Source organism: Pseudomonas lurida (genome assembly GCF_002563895.1).
In the GTDB taxonomy this organism is placed as follows: Bacteria; Pseudomonadota; Gammaproteobacteria; order Pseudomonadales; family Pseudomonadaceae; genus Aquipseudomonas; species Aquipseudomonas lurida.
In genome coordinates this window covers 2,748,838-2,764,795 of record NZ_PDJB01000001.1, presented here as the reverse complement: position 1 = coordinate 2,764,795, position 15,958 = coordinate 2,748,838, and the positions used below count along the sequence as shown (strand labels likewise).

General features: G+C 63.2%; 15 protein-coding genes. 13 read left to right on the top strand and 2 right to left on the bottom strand.

Translation table 11 applies throughout. The annotated features are described in order from the left end of the window. Window positions 1-86 precede the first annotated feature (86 nt). The 3 genes from ATH90_RS12455 (at window position 87) to ATH90_RS12445 (ending at window position 1,855) form a co-directional block, all read left to right on the top strand. Window positions 87-608, top strand: a complete 522-nt coding sequence (locus ATH90_RS12455; RefSeq protein ID WP_034104687.1) for a DUF3455 domain-containing protein — start codon at window positions 87-89, stop codon at window positions 606-608. Between the two features lie 66 nt (window positions 609-674). After that, window positions 675-1,190 (top strand): sigma-70 family RNA polymerase sigma factor, encoded by a 516-nt coding sequence (locus ATH90_RS12450; protein ID WP_098466383.1) that lies wholly within the window; start codon window positions 675-677, stop codon window positions 1,188-1,190. Further along, entirely contained in the window at window positions 1,187-1,855 is a 669-nt protein-coding gene (locus ATH90_RS12445) for an anti-sigma factor (RefSeq protein WP_098466382.1), read from the top strand. Before ATH90_RS12450 ends, ATH90_RS12445 begins: the two co-directional genes overlap by 4 nt. On the opposite strand, the gene ATH90_RS12440 is transcribed toward ATH90_RS12445, so the two are convergent. Next, a complete protein-coding gene (locus tag ATH90_RS12440) occupies window positions 1,856-3,157 on the bottom strand; it encodes an ATP-binding protein (protein ID WP_034104681.1) in 1,302 nt (433 codons plus the stop codon). It abuts the gene before it with no gap. Window positions 3,158-3,160: 3 nt separating this feature from the next. Beyond that, window positions 3,161-3,862 carry a response regulator gene (locus ATH90_RS12435; protein WP_034104679.1) on the bottom strand — a complete coding sequence of 234 codons (702 nt, stop codon included), beginning with the start codon at window positions 3,860-3,862 and terminating at the stop codon, window positions 3,161-3,163. 220 nt (window positions 3,863-4,082) lie between these two features. On the opposite strand from ATH90_RS12435, the gene ATH90_RS12430 reads away from it, so the two are divergent. The 10 genes from ATH90_RS12430 (at window position 4,083) to ATH90_RS12385 (ending at window position 15,930) form a co-directional block, all read left to right on the top strand. Next, window positions 4,083-5,240, top strand: coding sequence for an efflux RND transporter periplasmic adaptor subunit (locus ATH90_RS12430; protein ID WP_098466381.1), 1,158 nt, complete (start codon window positions 4,083-4,085; stop codon window positions 5,238-5,240). Between the two features lie 18 nt (window positions 5,241-5,258). Continuing rightward, the gene (locus ATH90_RS12425) at window positions 5,259-8,357 is read left to right on the top strand and encodes an efflux RND transporter permease subunit (RefSeq protein WP_098466380.1); all 3,099 of its coding nucleotides are present in this window, start codon (window positions 5,259-5,261) and stop codon (window positions 8,355-8,357) included. A gap of 142 nt (window positions 8,358-8,499) precedes the next feature. Beyond that, window positions 8,500-9,141, top strand: coding sequence for a DUF1345 domain-containing protein (locus ATH90_RS12420; RefSeq protein WP_034104673.1), 642 nt, complete (start codon window positions 8,500-8,502; stop codon window positions 9,139-9,141). A 73-nt stretch (window positions 9,142-9,214) separates the two neighbouring features. Next, entirely contained in the window at window positions 9,215-10,054 is an 840-nt protein-coding gene (locus tag ATH90_RS12415) for an AraC family transcriptional regulator (RefSeq protein ID WP_098466379.1), read from the top strand. 54 nt (window positions 10,055-10,108) lie between these two features. Next, window positions 10,109-10,708: a LysE family translocator gene (locus ATH90_RS12410; protein ID WP_098466378.1), complete on the top strand. Its 600-nt coding sequence runs from the start codon at window positions 10,109-10,111 to the stop codon at window positions 10,706-10,708. A 108-nt stretch (window positions 10,709-10,816) separates the two neighbouring features. After that, the gene (locus ATH90_RS12405) at window positions 10,817-11,830 is read left to right on the top strand and encodes a LacI family DNA-binding transcriptional regulator (protein ID WP_098467667.1); all 1,014 of its coding nucleotides are present in this window, start codon (window positions 10,817-10,819) and stop codon (window positions 11,828-11,830) included. Window positions 11,831-11,901: 71 nt separating this feature from the next. Next, window positions 11,902-12,684: a sugar phosphate isomerase/epimerase family protein gene (locus ATH90_RS12400; RefSeq protein ID WP_098466377.1), complete on the top strand. Its 783-nt coding sequence runs from the start codon at window positions 11,902-11,904 to the stop codon at window positions 12,682-12,684. Beyond that, entirely contained in the window at window positions 12,677-13,618 is a 942-nt protein-coding gene (locus ATH90_RS12395) for a sugar kinase (protein ID WP_034104662.1), read from the top strand. Before ATH90_RS12400 ends, ATH90_RS12395 begins: the two co-directional genes overlap by 8 nt. A gap of 45 nt (window positions 13,619-13,663) precedes the next feature. After that, window positions 13,664-14,956, top strand: a complete 1,293-nt coding sequence (locus tag ATH90_RS12390) for an MFS transporter (RefSeq protein ID WP_034104660.1) — start codon at window positions 13,664-13,666, stop codon at window positions 14,954-14,956. After that, entirely contained in the window at window positions 14,953-15,930 is a 978-nt protein-coding gene (locus ATH90_RS12385) for a 2-hydroxyacid dehydrogenase (protein WP_069023338.1), read from the top strand. The genes ATH90_RS12390 and ATH90_RS12385 overlap by 4 nt, the downstream gene beginning before the upstream one ends. Window positions 15,931-15,958: the final 28 nt, after the last annotated feature.

Genomic DNA, 15,958 nt, shown 5'->3' with positions numbered 1-15,958 from the left:
ATTTTCTAATCGCTGCATCCAATCGTGCGTGCCATGGGTAGTACCTCTCAGTCACCCCGCTGTTTTACTGAAATGGAGAAGTACCCATGAACGCTAAAGCACTGTTCTGCCTCACTGCCCTGCTGGCCGCTGCACCTGCTGCCTTCGCCCAGACCGGCTTGCCCGACAGCATCAAGGTGCCGGATGGCCACAAGGTGGCGCTGGAAACCACCGGCGTCGGCGAAATCACCTACGAGTGCCGCGACAAAGCCAACGCTGCGGGCCAGACCGAGTGGACCTTTGTCGGGCCAAAGGCGGTGCTGAATGACCGCAGCGGCAAGCAAGTGGGCACCTATTTCGGCCCACCCGCTACCTGGCAGGCCAAGGACGGTTCGAAAGTCACCGGCACCCAGTTGGCCGTGGCGCCGTCCGGTGCGGGCAACCTGCCGTATCAACTGGTCAAGGCCAACCCGGCCGAAGGCAAGGGCGCGATGAGTGGCGTGAGCTACATCCAGCGCGTCGCGCTCAAGGGTGGCGTGGCGCCGAGCACTGAGTGCACCGCTGCCAACAAAGGCAAGCAGGAAGTGGTGAAGTACCAGGCCGACTACATTTTCTGGGCGGCCAACTGAACAAACTCGGCTACGCTGCCCCCAATGCGGATAAATATGCGGTTTGGCGCTTGGGGGTAGCATCACGTGTTTGATTACGAAGCCTGTCTGCGGGCGTGCGCCCGTGGCGATCAACGCGCCTTGCGCCAGCTCTATGAGCAGGACAGCAGCCGTTTGCTCGGCGTGGCGCTGCGCATCGTCAGGGACAAGTCCCTGGCCGAAGACATCGTGCATGACGCCTTCATCAAGGTCTGGCGCGGCGCCGGCAGTTTCGACCCCGATCGCGGCTCCGCCCGTGGCTGGGTGTTCAGTGTGACCCGGCACCTGGCGCTCAATGTCGTGCGCAATCATTACCGTGAAATACCGTTGAGCGACGAGCACGAGCGCGTCGCTACAACCGACACCTTTGAATTCGCTTCGCGCTCGGGGCAGGTCCACGCCTGCCTGGAGCAGCTCGATCCGGCCCGCCGCACGTGCATCCTGCATGCCTATGTCGACGGTTATTCCCACAGCGAAATCGCCCGGAAACTGGACACCCCGCTGGGGACCGTCAAAGCCTGGATCAAACGTAGCCTCGCCGCGCTGCGGGAGTGCATGGCATGAGCAACCCACTGGACGAACTGGCCAGCGAATACGTGCTGGGCACCCTGCCTGGCGAACAGCGCGTCGAGGTGGAACAACGCCTCGCCCATGACGCCGAGCTACGCGCAGCGGTTGATGCCTGGGAACAGCGCCTGTTGCCGTTGACGGCCCTGGCGGAGCCCGTACCACCTTCCTCTGAATTATGGCGACGCATCGAACGCAACACCGCCGGTGCCCGAACGCCCTGGTGGGACTTGCTTGCAGTGTGGCGTGGCCTGGCCGGTGCCGGGTTGCTGACCACGCTGGTGCTGGCCGGGTTGCTGCTGACCCGCCCGCCCACTGCCGAGCCAAGCTTCGTGGTGGTGCTGGTTGCACCGCAAAACCAGGCACCGGGCTGGGTGATCCAGGCCAGTAACGATCAGCAGATTCAGTTGATCCCGCTGGGTGTGATGGAAGTGCCGGCCGACAAGGCCCTGCAGTTCTGGACCAAAGGCGACGGTTGGCAGGGGCCCGTGTCCCTGGGCCTGGTCAAGCCGGGGCAGACGCTGTCGGTGCCACTCGACAAGCTGCCGCCGCTGACGCAGAACCAACTGTTCGAGCTGACCCTGGAAGATCCACGGGGCTCGCCAACCGGTAAGCCCACCGGGCCGATCCAGGCGATCGGCCGCGCGGTTAAGGTGCTCTGATCAGCCGACGCTGGGCAACCACACCCGGAATCGCGCGCCACCCAGCGGCGACGCCAATGCCGTCAAGGTGCCGCCCTGGGCTTCCAGGGCGCGCCGGCTGATGGCCAGGCCCAGGCCGAAACCACCGGTGGCACGGTCACGGCTGCGGTCCAGGCGGTAGAACGGCTCGAAGATGCGCTCGCGCTGGTCCAGCGGGATGCCGATGCCGTCATCGTCCACCCAGATTTCACAGCCCTTGGGGCACACCTTGACGCCGACCTGGATGCGCTTGTCGCAGTAACGCGTGGCATTGCGCAGCAGGTTCTGCAACGCACGGGCGGTGAGGCGCGGGTCGAGGCTGAAGCGCTCCACGGCGCAATCGAGTGCGACGTCGATGACGATCTCGGGGTTTTCCAGCTCGTCGTCGACGCTGCCAAGCACGCTGTCGATAAATTCATCGAGCACCACCTCGACCCTCTCTGGCAGTTGCGCCGGGTTTTGCAGGCGGCTGTAGGACAGCAGCTCGAGCACCAGTTCATCCAGCTCGCGGATATGCGCCACCAGGCTTTGCAGGCGTTCGCGACTGGCCTCGGGCAAGTCTTCGGAGAGCGCCAGCGCCAGGCCGAAATCCAGGCGAGTGAGCGGCGTGCGCAGTTCGTGGGAGACCGCGTTGAGCAGGTCGCGCTGCTGGTTGAGCAGGTGTTCGATGTCGTCGGCCATGGTGTCGAACACCGAGGCCAGACTGCCGATGCTGGAGCTGGCCGGAATGCGCGTACGCTCGGCCAGGTTGCCCTGGCCCAATTGCCCCGCGGTGCTTTTCAAGCGTTCCAGGTCGCGCCAGTGCGGACGCAGCCACACCAACAGGCAGGCCAGCAGCGCAGCGACGATCAGCACGTTGATCGCCCAGTACAGGACGTTCATGTCCATCGGATCGGGCGGAACTGTCAGCTTGACCACGAATTGCTCGTTGATCGGCGAACTGATTTCCTCCATCCACCCCCACTCCCCCAGGCGCACGACTGGCTTGCCCTGCTCCAGCAGTTTTTCTTCGGTCGGGGTGTAGCTGGCGTCCTGGCGCAGCAGCAATTGCACTTTCAAGGGTGCGAAGTCACGGCCCAGCTGGTCGGTCACCTGTGACCAGCGTTCCACCGGTGCGCGCAGGTATTGCTTGACGATCAGCTTTTGCTGGCCGCGAGTCTGCTCGATGTTGTAGTTCATGTAGCGGTGTTCGAACAGCTGGATCACCAACGAGGGGATCAGGTAGATCGCCGCACTGTAGGTGACGATGGTGATCAGGTAGAGACGCAGCAATACACGGAACATGGGTCAGCATTCCCACTCGGAACGGCTGAACAGGTAGCCCTTGCCCCATACCGTCTTGATCTTGCGCGCTTCGCCGGCGTTGTCATCGAACTTGCGGCGCAGCTTGGAGATGGCCACATCCACCGACCGGTCGGTGCCGTTGAACTCGATACCACGCAGGCGTTGCAGGATCTGGTCGCGGCTGAGCACTTCGCCGGCATGCCGGGCCAGCACCACCAGCAGGTTGTATTCGCCGCTGGACAACTCCACGGCCTGCTCGCGCCAGGTCACGGTGCGCTCCGACAGGTCGATGCACAGGTTGCCCACGATGATCTGGTCATTGGCGAGCTGGGGCTCGGACAAGCTGCTACGGCGCAGCAACGTACGCACACGGGCCAGCAACACACGCGGTTCGCAGGGTTTGGTCACGTAGTCATCGGCGCCCATTTCCAGGCCCAGCACTTGGTCGTGGCTGTCATCACGGGCGGTGAGCATCAGGATGGGCAGGCCCGCCGAGTCAGCGCGCAACAGGCGGCACACTTGCAGGCCGTCGAGACCGGGCAGCATCAGGTCGAGGATCACCAAGTCCGGCGGGTTCAGGCGTGCGCGTTCGCGAACGTGATCGCCACGGCTGAGCACGCTGACGTGATAGCCATTGCGTTCCAGGTAGCTGGCAATCAGCTCGGAGAGTGCGGCGTCGTCTTCCACCAGGAGGATGTTGGGCATGGTGTTTCCAAATAATGCGGTTCGTCGGCTGTGCACAGACCCTTGTGGGAGCGGGCTTGCTCCCACATCGATCTTGGTTGTTTGCAGGATTGTGCAAGGATATACGCCCTCTGCGGACTATGGGTCGCACCTTACATTTCTTCACACACGGCCTACACAGCTTCACAGCACCAGGGCGCAGGTGACTTTAGGATGCGCCAGTCAATATTGGGATAAGAGCATGTCGAAGAATCTGTTTGCGCCGTTTTGCCTGCTGGCCCTCACCCTGGCCCTGAGCGCGTGTGGCGACTCCGCCGCCGAAGCGCCAGAAATGCCCCTGGCCAAAGTGCGCATCGAAACCCTGCAGGCCAAACCGCTCTCGATCACCAGCGAACTGAGCGGGCGCATCGCCGCGCCGCGCATTGCCGAAGTGCGTGCACGGGTCGCGGGCGTCGTCATGCAGCGGGTGTTCAAGGAAGGCCACGACGTGAAACAAGGCGACGTGCTGTTTCGCATCGACCCCGCGCCCTTCAAGGCCGACCTGGACAGTGCCCAGGCCAACCTGAGCAAGGCCCAGGCCAATGCCTTCCAGGCGCACTTGCAAGAACAGCGCTACAGCCAGTTGGTGGAAGGCAACGCCATCAGCGGCCAGGACTACGACAACGCCCGCGCCGCCGTGCGCCAGACCAACGCCGATGTCGCCGCCAACAAGGCCGCTGTCGAACGCGCCAGGCTGAACCTGGGCTACGCCACCGTGACCGCGCCGATTTCCGGACGCATCGACCGCGCGTTGGTGACCGAGGGGGCGCTGGTCGGCCAGAACGAGGCCACGCCGCTGGCGATCATCCAGCAGTTGGACCCGATCCACGCCGACCTGACCCAGTCCACCCGCGAGTTGAATGACCTGCGCCGTGCCTTCCGTGCCGGCAGCTTGAAGCAGGTCGGCCAGGACCAGGCCAAGGCCACGCTGATCCAGGACGACGGCAGCCTTTACCCGCTGCCAGGCAAATTGCTCTTCGCCGAGATCAGCGTCGATCCCGGCACCGGGCAAATCATCCTGCGCAGCGAGTTCCCCAACCCGGACCTCGACCTGCTGCCCGGCAGCTTTGTGCGGGTGCGCCTGGAACAGGCGATCGACAAGCAAGGCATCAGCGTGCCGCAACGCGCTATCACCCGCGACAGCGCGGGCATCCCGATGGTGCTGTTGCTGGACGCCGAGCAGACCGTGAGCCAGCAGCCAGTGGAGCTTGGCGCGGTGATCGAGGACCGCTGGATCGTCAGCAGCGGCCTCAAACCCGGCGACCGTATCGTCGTCGAGGGCCTGCAACACGCGCGCCCCGGCGAAAAAGTCGAAGTGGACGACAGCCCCGCGCCGAATGCCCAGGCCTCTGTCCGCTAAGGAAAGGAATCACTTACCATGCCGCAGTTCTTCATTGACCGCCCGATCTTCGCCTGGGTGGTCGCCCTGTTTATCCTGCTGGCCGGCGCGCTCGCCATCCCGCAGTTGCCGGTGGCCCAGTACCCCAACGTCGCGCCGCCGAAAGTTGAAATCTATGCCGTGTACCCCGGTGCCTCGGCCCAGACCCTGGACGAAAGCGTGGTCAGCCTGATCGAGCAGGAACTGAACGGCGCCGATCACCTGCTGTACTTCGAATCCCAGAGCAGCCTGGGCTCGGCCACCATCACCGCGACGTTCCAGCCCGGCACCGACCCGGAGATGGCCCAGGTCGACGTGCAGAACCGACTCAAGGCCGTGGAGCCGCGCCTGCCCCAGGCGGTGACCCAGCAAGGCTTGCAGGTGGAGAAAGTCTCCGCCGGCTTCCTGTTGCTGGTGACGCTGACCTCCAGCGACGGCAAGCTCGATGACGTGGCGCTCAGCGATTACCTGGCGCGCAACGTGATGAACGAACTCAAGCGCCTCGATGGCGTGGGCAAGGCGCAGCTGTACGGTGCCGAACGTGCAATGCGCATCTGGATCGACCCGCAGAAACTGATCGGTTTCAACTTGACCCCGGCCGACGTGAATGCCGCGATCAGCGCGCAGAACGCCCAGGTGTCGGCGGGCAGCATCGGTGATCTGCCCGGTACCAAGACCCAGGAAATCACTGCGGCGATCCTGGTCAAGGGCCAGTTGTCGACCCCGGCCGAATTCGCAGACATTGTGCTCAAGGCCAACCCGGACGGTTCCACCGTGCGCGTCGGCGACGTGGCGCGAGTGGAAATCGGCAGCCAGGAATACCAGTTTTCCACGCGCCTGAATGGCAAGCCATCCACCGCCGTCAGCGTGCAACTGTCGCCCGGTGCCAACGCGCTGAGCACCGCCACCCTGGTGCGGGCGAAAATGGACGAGTTGTCGCGCTACTTCCCGGCCAATGTGGAATACAAGATCCCGTACGACACCTCGCCGTTCGTCAAAGTCTCGATCACCAAGGTGGTCTACACGCTGCTTGAGGCAATGGCCCTGGTGTTCGCGGTGATGTTCCTGTTCCTGCAGAACGTGCGCTACACGCTGATCCCGACCCTGGTGGTGCCGATTGCGCTGATGGGCACCTTCGCCACCATGTTGTTGCTGGGCTTTTCCATCAACGTGCTGACCATGTTCGGCATGGTGCTGGCGATCGGTATCCTGGTGGACGATGCGATCGTGGTGGTGGAGAACGTCGAGCGGATCATGGCCACCGAAGGCCTGTCACCCAAGGCGGCGACGAAAAAAGCCATGGGCCAGATCACCGGCGCCATCATCGGCATCACCCTGGTACTGGTCGCGGTGTTCCTGCCAATGGCGTTCATGGCGGGCTCGGTGGGGGTGATTTACCAGCAATTCTCGCTGTCGATGGCCACGTCGATCCTGTTCTCGGCGTTCCTCGCCCTGACCCTGACCCCAGCCCTGTGCGCGAGCTTGCTCAAGCCGATTGCCAAGGGCGAGCACCATGCCAAGGGCGGTTTCTTCGGCTGGTTCAACCACCGCTTCGAGCAGCTCACCGATCGTTATGAAGGCTGGGTGGCCTATGCCCTCAAGCGCAGCGGCCGCTACCTGCTGATCTACCTGGTGCTGCTGGTGGGCCTGGGGTGGATGTTCAGCCGCCTGCCCTCCTCGTTCCTGCCGGTGGAAGACCAGGGCTACACCATCACCGATATCCAACTGCCGCCCGGCGCGAGCAAGAATCGCACGGTGCAGGTGGCCGAGCAGATCGAAGCGCATAACGCCGAGGAACCAGGCGTGGGTGATACCACCATGATCATGGGCTTCAGTTTCTCCGGCTCGGGGCAGAACGCGGCGCTGGCGTTTACCACGCTCAAGGATTGGTCGGAGCGCGGCAGCGATGATTCCGCCGCGTCGATTGCCGACCGCGCCAACATGGCCTTCAGCGAGCTCAAGGACGCGATTGCCTATGCGATCCTGCCGCCGCCGGTGGATGGCCTGGGCACGTCCAGCGGCTTTGAGTTCCGCCTGCAGGACCGTGGAGGCGTCGGCCATGCCGCGTTGATGGCGGCACGCACCGAGTTGCTGGCGGCCGCCGAGAAAAGCCCGATCCTCGCCAACGTGCGCGAAAGCGCCCTGGCCGAGGCACCGCAAGTGCAGCTGGAGGTGGACCGCAAACAGGCCAATGCGTTGGGTGTATCGTTTGCTGACGTCGGCAATGTGCTGTCCTCGGCCATCGGTTCGGCCTACGTCAACGACTTCCCCAACCAGGGCCGCATGCAGCGCGTGGTGGTGCAGGCCGAAGGCGACCAGCGTAGCCAGGTGGCGGACTTGATGAAGATCAATGTGCGCAACAACGATGGCAAAATGGTGCCGCTGTCGGCATTTGTCGAAGCCAAATGGACCCAGGGTCCGGCGCAATTGACCCGTTACAACGGCTACCCGGCCATCGCGATTTCTGGCGAAGCGGCACCTGGCCACAGTACCGGTGAGGCGATGGATGAAATCCAGCGCCTGGTCAGCCAATTGCCAGCCGGCCTGGGCCAGGAGTGGACCGGGCTGTCCTTGCAGGAACGCCTGTCCGGCGCCCAGGCGCCCTTGTTGCTGGGCTTGTCGCTGCTGATCGTGTTCCTGTGCCTGGCGGCGTTGTATGAAAGCTGGTCGATCCCGACATCGGTGTTGCTGGTGGTACCGTTGGGCGTACTCGGTGCGGTACTGGCGGTGTCCTTGCGCGGCATGCCCAATGATGTGTTCTTCAAGGTCGGCTTGATCACCATCATCGGCCTGTCGGCGAAGAACGCGATCCTGATCATCGAATTCGCCAAGGACCTGTACGACCAGGGTGAAGACTTGATCACCGCCACGTTGAAGGCCGCGCGCCTCAGGTTGCGGCCGATCATCATGACGTCCCTGGCGTTCATCCTCGGCGTGGTGCCGCTGGCGATTGCCACCGGGGCCAGTTCGGCCAGCCAACAGGCGATTGGCACGGGTGTCATTGGCGGGATGATCACCGCGACGCTGGCGGTGGTGTTCGTGCCGGTGTTCTTTGTGGTGGTGATGAAACGGGTGCGCAAGCGCCACACACCCGACTGATCAACGCCCCACCCCGTGTAGGAGCGGGCTTGCCCGCGATGCAGACACCTCGGCCTGTCAGGCTCACCGAGTAGATGCCATCGCTGGCACGCCAGCGCCTACAGGGGTTATGGTGCTCACAAATGACTGTCTGTGAGCCGCCATGCCCTTCCTCGCCCGCACCCACCCTCGCCTCTCCGCCGCCGCCGTGCTGGGCATTGCCGTGGGCATCCTGGCGCCGGCTGACACGCTCGCCAGCAAAATCCTCATCGGCTGGAACGCCGGCGTGTGGACCTACCTGGTGCTGATGCTATGGCTGACGCGTCGCGCCAAGGCTGCGGATGTGAAGCGTATCGCCGAAATCGAGGATGAAAACGCCGGGCTGGTGCTGTTCACGGTGTGTATCGCAGCCATCGCCAGCCTGGCGACCATCACCTTCGAACTGGTAGGCAGCAAGGACCTGGCCGCCTCCGAACGCCTGCTGCACTACGGGTTTACCGGGCTCACGGTGATCGGTTCGTGGTTGCTGATCGGGGTGATTTTCAGCGTGCATTACGCCCGCCTCTATTACACCTGGGATGGCAAGGAACCGGCGTTGCGCTTTGCCGAAGGCTTGCTGACCCCCAACTATTGGGACTTCCTGTACTTCTCCTTCACCATCGGCGTGGCGGTGCAGACCTCCGATGTCGGGGTTGCCACCCGCGGCATGCGCAAGGTGGTGCTGGGGCAATCGTTGATCGGGTTTCTGTTCAACACGGCGATCCTGGGGTTCTCGATCAATATCGCCGCTGGCTTGTTCGGTTGAGGCTGCACAAACCTTCTAGACGCCCATCCAGTGCTGGGCGCTAATAGCCTCACGTATTCCGTTTCGGTGATGTATGGCCGCGCACAATTGGATCGACCTGTCCCAGGACGCCGACACCGGTATCGAGACCTTGCGCGCGCACTTCGAAGGCCATGCGTACGACCCGCATTGGCACGACAGCTACCTGATCGGCGTCACCGAACAAGGCGTGCAGCAATTCAACTGCCGCCGCACCCGCCACAACAGCGTGCCCGGCCAGGTGTTCCTGGTGGAACCCGGCGAGTTGCATGATGGCGATGCGCCCACTGCCGACGGGTTCACTTACCATATGCTCTACCTCGACCCACACTGGTTGGCGCGCGAAGTGAGTGCGGTGTTCGAAGAGGCGCCGCCAGGCAGCCAGCTGGCGTTTGCCAGCACCTTGGCCAGTGACCCACGCCTGGCCCTGGCCACCAGCCAAGCCTTCCAGACCCTGCACAGCGGCGAACTGCGCATCGTGCGCCAACGTGCCATGGACCAATTGCTGGAACGCCTCACCGGGCAACTCTACTGGCGCACCCGCTACCGTGAGGACCCGCGCCTGCCGCAGGTGGCCCACAAGGCCCGGGAATACCTGCATGCCCACTTGCACATGGATGTGGGCATGGACGAACTGGCCCTGGCCTGCAGCGTCGACCGGTTCCGCCTGACCCGCGCCTTCAAGAGCGCGTTTGGCCTGCCGCCTCACGCTTACCTGGTGCAACTGCGCCTGGCGCGGGCCCGGCACTTGCTGGCCAACGGCGAGCAACCGGCGGATGTAGCGATTGCATTGGGCTTTGCCGACCAGAGCCACCTCGGCCGCTGGTTCGTGCGCGCCTACGGCCTTACGCCCGCCGCCTACCGCAAACGCTGCTCAAATCTTCCAGACAGGTAGCACGCGGGCTTGTGAAGATCGACTCCATCATCTGGTTTATCGGAGTCATCCACCATGCTGTCCACGTTTATGCCCTTTACGCTGTTTGCCTTTGTCGCGTCGATCACACCCGGCCCCACCAATATCCTGGTGCTGAGCCACAGTGCCCGTTACGGTTTCAAGGCGGCGCTGCCTATCATCCTGGGCGCCTGTCTCGGTGCCGCGGGGCTCGTGCTGCTGGTGGGTTCAGGCGTTGGCCAGTCATGGGTGCACGTGCCCAAGGTACAAACCGCCATGCAATGGATCGGCGTCGCCTGGCTGAGTTACCTGGCCTGGCAGATATTCAGCGCCCCGGCGCAAACCATCGACGTCGATGCGAGCCAAAAACCCCTGGGCCTGATCGGCGCCGCCAGCCTGCAGTTGATCAACCCGAAAACGTGGATGATGGCGCTCGCGGTTGTGAGCGTCTTTGCTGGCAATGGTGAGGAGCGCCAGAGCCAGGTGGTGTACCTGTCACTGATATTTTTCCTGATCTCGCTGCCATGCCTGGGCACGTGGGCGCTGCTGGGCGTCGGATCGGCACAGGTGTTTCGGTCGGCCAAGGCCACGCAGCGCTTCAACCGCAGTATGGCGGTGTTGCTGCTGGGTGCGACCTGGCTGGGTGTGGTGGTTTGACGCACCGGCTATCTGACTTTGTCCTACAACTGCTTGACGACTTTCCCGTTTTGATGGTTTCCTGAAACCGGTTTCAGTCATTCCAATAAAAATAGAAGGTCGATGACCGTGAACAATTTTTCTGCCGCCCAGCGCAGCCGCGTGACCATGCTTGATGTGGCCGAGCGCGCCGGTGTGTCCAAGGCGAGCGTGTCGCGCTTTATCGGCGACGACCGCGCCTTGCTCTCCGATGCCATTGCCCTGCGCATCGAACAGGCCATCGAACAACTCGGCTACCGCCCCAACCAGATGGCCCGCGGTTTGAAACGCGGGCGTACACGGCTGATCGGCATGCTGGTGGCCGATATCCGCAACCCCTATTCCATTGCCGTGATGCACGGCGTCGAGACCGCCTGCCGCCAGCACGGCTACAGCCTGGTGGTGTGCAACACCGACCGTGATGACGAGCAGGAGCGCCAGCACCTGGCCGCGCTGCGTTCGTACAACATCGAAGGCCTGATCGTGAACACCCTCGGCCATCACCTCGACCAGTTGCTTGAACTGCAGCGCGAAATGCCGCTGGTGCTGGTGGACCGCAAGGTCGAGCCGCTGCACAGCGACCTGGTCGGCCTGGACAACCCGGCGGCCGTGCGCATAGCCGTGGACCACTTGGAGCAACAGGGGTATCGCCACGTGCTGATGGTGAGCGAAGCCACCGATGGCACCAGCTCGCGATTGGAGCGCCGGGACAGTTTCAAGGCCGAGATCGCCCGCCGTCCGGCATTGGCCGGGACGGTGCTGGAACTGGACAGCGAGCTGGAGCACCGTCTGCAAACCTTTCTTGCGACCCCAGGTCCCAAGGCCGTTTTCTGCGCCAATGGCGTCGCTGCGCTGGCCTGTACCCGTGCGCTGAAACACTTGGGCTGCACGCTGTTCGAGGACGTGGGCCTGATCGCCCTGGATGACCTCGACTGGTACCCGCTGGTGGGCACGGGCATCACTGCCCTCGCCCAGCCGACCGAGGCGATTGGCGCCAGTGCCTTCGACTGTTTGCTCAAGCGCCTGCGTGGTGACACGACGCCAACACGCACCCTGGATTTCCTGCCCCAGCTGATCATCCGAGGCTCCACAACCCTCCCGTAGGCGCCGGCTTCCCGGTCACTACCGTTTTGGTGTGCGTAAAAAAATGAAACCGGTTTCAGAGGTAAACAACAATGCATAAGTACCCCGTCTCCATCAGCCTTTCCAGCTACGGCGCCGACCTTGTCCGCCAGCAGGGCCAATTGAGTTTTGTCGAGTTGCTGGCGGCCGCCGGCGCCCAACGCATCGAATGGCGTGAAGAATTGCTGACGGTCGAGCAACCCGATGAACTGGCCCAGGCCGCTGCCGGGCAGGGTCTGGAATCGGTGTTCTCATCGCCCCTGGAACTGTGGGTCGCCGGCCGCGCCCAACCGAATGCCGAGCTGGCGGCGACCCTGGATCGGGCCCAGGCCTTTGGTGCGCGCTGGCTCAAGGTCTCACTCGGCTACTTCACCGACACCAATGACCTGGAGAGCCTGCACGCCCTGCTCAACCGCCACCCAGTGCAGTTGCTGGTGGAAAATGACCAGACCCTGCAGGGCGGCCGGATCGAGCCAATGCAACGCTTCTTCAGCGAAGTGGAGCGGCTCGGCCTGCCGGTGAAGATGACCTTCGATATCGGCAACTGGCAGTGGCAGGACCAGTCTGCCCTTACCGCCGCGCGCCTGCTCGGCAGGCATGTGGATTACCTGCACTGCAAGGCCGTGGCCCGTCGCGCCGACGGCAAGCTGGTTGCCCTGCCGCCTGGCGCCACCGACCTGCACCTGTGGGAACAACTGCTCAAGCACATGACTCAAGGTATTACCCGGGCGGTGGAATTTCCGCTGCAAGGCGATGACCTGGTCGCGGTCACCGCGCAGCAAGTCGCCACCCTCGCCCTGCTGGGCCAACCCCGTGCGGAGAACGCGCATGTCTGACATCGATATCCTCTCGTTTGGTGAAACCATGGCGATGTTCGTCGCCGAGCAGACTGGCGAGCTCGCCCAGGTCGCGCAGTTTCACAAGCGCATTGCCGGGGCCGACAGCAACGTCGCCATTGGCCTCTCGCGCCTGGGCTTCAACGTGGCCTGGCTAAGCCGGGTGGGCAATGATTCACTCGGGCGCTTTGTGGTCGACACCCTGACCAGGGAAGGCCTGGATTGCCGGCATGTGGCGGTCGACCCGTTGCACCCCACCGGTTTTCAGCTCAAGTCCCGCGAGGAAGCCGGGGATGATCCGCAGGTGGAGTATTTCCGCAAAGGTTCGGCGGCCAGTCACTTGTCCATCGCTGCGATCAGCCCCGCACTGCTGCAAGCCCGACACCTGCATGCCACGGGTATTCCACCGGCGTTGTCGGCCGCGACACACGAGTTGTCCGTCGAGCTGATGACGCAAATGCGCAAGGCCGGGCGCAGCGTGTCGTTCGATCCCAACCTGCGTCCGTCGCTGTGGGCCAACCAACAGACAATGGTCCGCGAAATCAACGCCCTCGCCGGCCTGGCCGATTGGGTCCTGCCGGGCCTGGGCGAAGGCCGCCTGCTCACTGGCTTCGATGACCCGGCCGACATTGCCGCGTTTTACCTCGACCAGGGCGCCGAAGCCGTGGCGATCAAGCTTGGACCCGACGGCGCCTACTACCGCACCCAGATGGACCAGGGCTTTGTCGCCGCCGTGCGCGTGGACACCGTGGTGGACACGGTCGGCGCCGGTGACGGCTTTGCCGTGGGCATGATCAGCGCGCTGCTCGAAAACCTCGGCTTTCGCGAGGCGGTAGAGCGCGGCAACTGGATCGGCAGCCGTGCCGTGCAGAGCCGCGGCGACATGGAAGGTTTGCCCACCCGTTCTGAGTTACCCAGTCGATCCGTTGCCTAACCCATTACCTGTTGCCACAACTACAACAAGCTCAGGAGCAACCCCATGGACACCGTGAAACTCGCCACCCGCCGTTGGTGGTACATCATGCCCATCGTTTTTATCACCTACAGCCTGGCGTACCTGGACCGCGCCAACTATGGCTTCGCCGCTGCCTCCGGGATGGCCGAAGACCTGATGATCACGCCCGGCATGTCGTCGTTGCTGGGTGCGCTGTTTTTCCTCGGTTACTTTTTCTTCCAGGTGCCGGGGGCGATCTATGCGCAAAAGCGCAGCGTCAAGAAGCTGATTTTTGTCAGCCTGATCCTCTGGGGCGGCCTGGCCACCCTGACCGGCGTGGTGTCCAACGCCTACATGCTGATTGTGATTCGCTTCATGCTGGGGGTGGTGGAAGCCGCGGTGATGCCGGCGATGCTGGTGTACCTGTGCCACTGGTTCACCCGTGCCGAACGCTCCCGCGCCAATACCTTCCTGATCCTCGGCAACCCGGTAACCATGCTGTGGATGTCGGTGGTGTCAGGTTACCTCGTGCAGCATTTCAGCTGGCGCTGGATGTTCATCATCGAAGGCCTGCCAGCGGTGCTGTGGGCTTTTATCTGGTGGAAACTGGCCGATGAGCGTCCAAAGGATGCCAAATGGCTCAGCGACAGCGAAAAGCACAACCTGGAAACGGCCCTGGCCGCCGAGCAGGTGGGCATCAAGGCGGTGAAGAACTACGCCGAAGCCTTTCGCTCGCCCAAGGTGATCATCCTGGCTTTGCAGTTCTTCTGCTGGAGCATTGGTGTGTATGGCTTTGTACTGTGGCTGCCGTCGATCCTCAAGGCCGGCCTGCAGATGGACATGGTCGAGGCAGGCTGGCTGTCGGCGCTGCCGTATCTGGCAGCGGTGATTGGCATGCTGGTGGTGTCCTGGGGCTCGGACAAACTGCAAAAACGTAAGCGCTTTGTGTGGCCGCCGCTGCTGATTGCCTCCATCGCGTTCTATGCGTCCTACGTGCTGGGCGCCGAACACTTCTGGTGGTCCTACACCCTGCTGGTGATTGCCGGCGCCTGTATGTACGCGCCCTATGGCCCATTTTTCGCCATCGTCCCGGAAATCCTCCCGGCCAATGTCGCCGGTGGCGCCATGGCGCTGATCAACAGCATGGGAGCCCTTGGTTCGTTCGGTGGTTCGTACCTGGTGGGCTACCTCAATAGCAGCACCGGCTCGCCTGGCGCCTCGTACCTGTTGATGAGCGGTGCGTTGATGCTGTCGGTGGTGCTGACCATTTTCCTCAAGCCCGGCGCCAGCGACCGCTCGCCCGTGCCCACCCTGGAGTTGAAGGTAAAGACCTCATGAAAAAGTCTGTCGTGTTGTACAAGAAACTCTCCGCGCCGCTGATGGCCCGCCTGCATGAAAAGGCCGAGGTTACGCTGATCGAAGCGCTGGATGACACCGGCCTGGCCAAGCTGCGCGATGCCCTGCCCAGCGCCCACGGCCTGTTGGGTGCCAGCCTGCGCCTGGACGCCAAGCTGCTGGACCTGGCGCCGGCACTGGAAGCGGTGGCCAGCGTGTCGGTGGGCGTGGACAACTACGATATCGACTACCTGACGGGGCGCGGCATCCTGCTCAGCAATACCCCGGACGTGCTCACCGAAACCACCGCCGACACCGGCTTTGCCTTGATCCTGGCCACCGCCCGCCGCGTGGTCGAACTGGCCGATATGGTGCGCGCCGGCCAGTGGAGCAAGAACATCGGCCCGGCGCACTTTGGCAGCGACGTGCATGGCAAGACCCTCGGTATCATCGGCATGGGCCGCATCGGCGAAGCCCTGGCCCAGCGTGGGCACTTTGGCTTCGGCATGCCGGTGATCTACCACAGCCATTCGCCCAAGCCGGCGGTGGAAGCGCGTTTCGGCGCGCAGTACCGTAGCTTGGACGATTTGCTGCAACAGGCCGACTTTGTCTGCCTGACATTGCCGCTGACCGCTGAAACCGAGAAGCTGATTGGCGCCGAACAATTCGCGCTGATGGGGCCAGAGACGATCTTCATCAATATCTCGCGCGGCAAGGTGGTAGATGAGGCCGCGCTGGTGGACGCGTTGCAACAACGCACGATCCGCGCAGCGGGATTGGACGTGTTCGAAAAAGAACCGCTGGATCACCATTCCCCGTTGTTGCGCTTGAACAATGTGGTGGCCACGCCGCACATCGGCTCGGCGACCCATGAGACCCGGGAAGCGATGGCCACGTGTGCCGTGGATAACCTGTTGCAGGCGTTGGCGGGTGAGCGCCCGAAAAACCTGGTGAACCCGCTCGCCTGGAAGCACTGATTCCTGACCCAACACCAGACGAATGTGA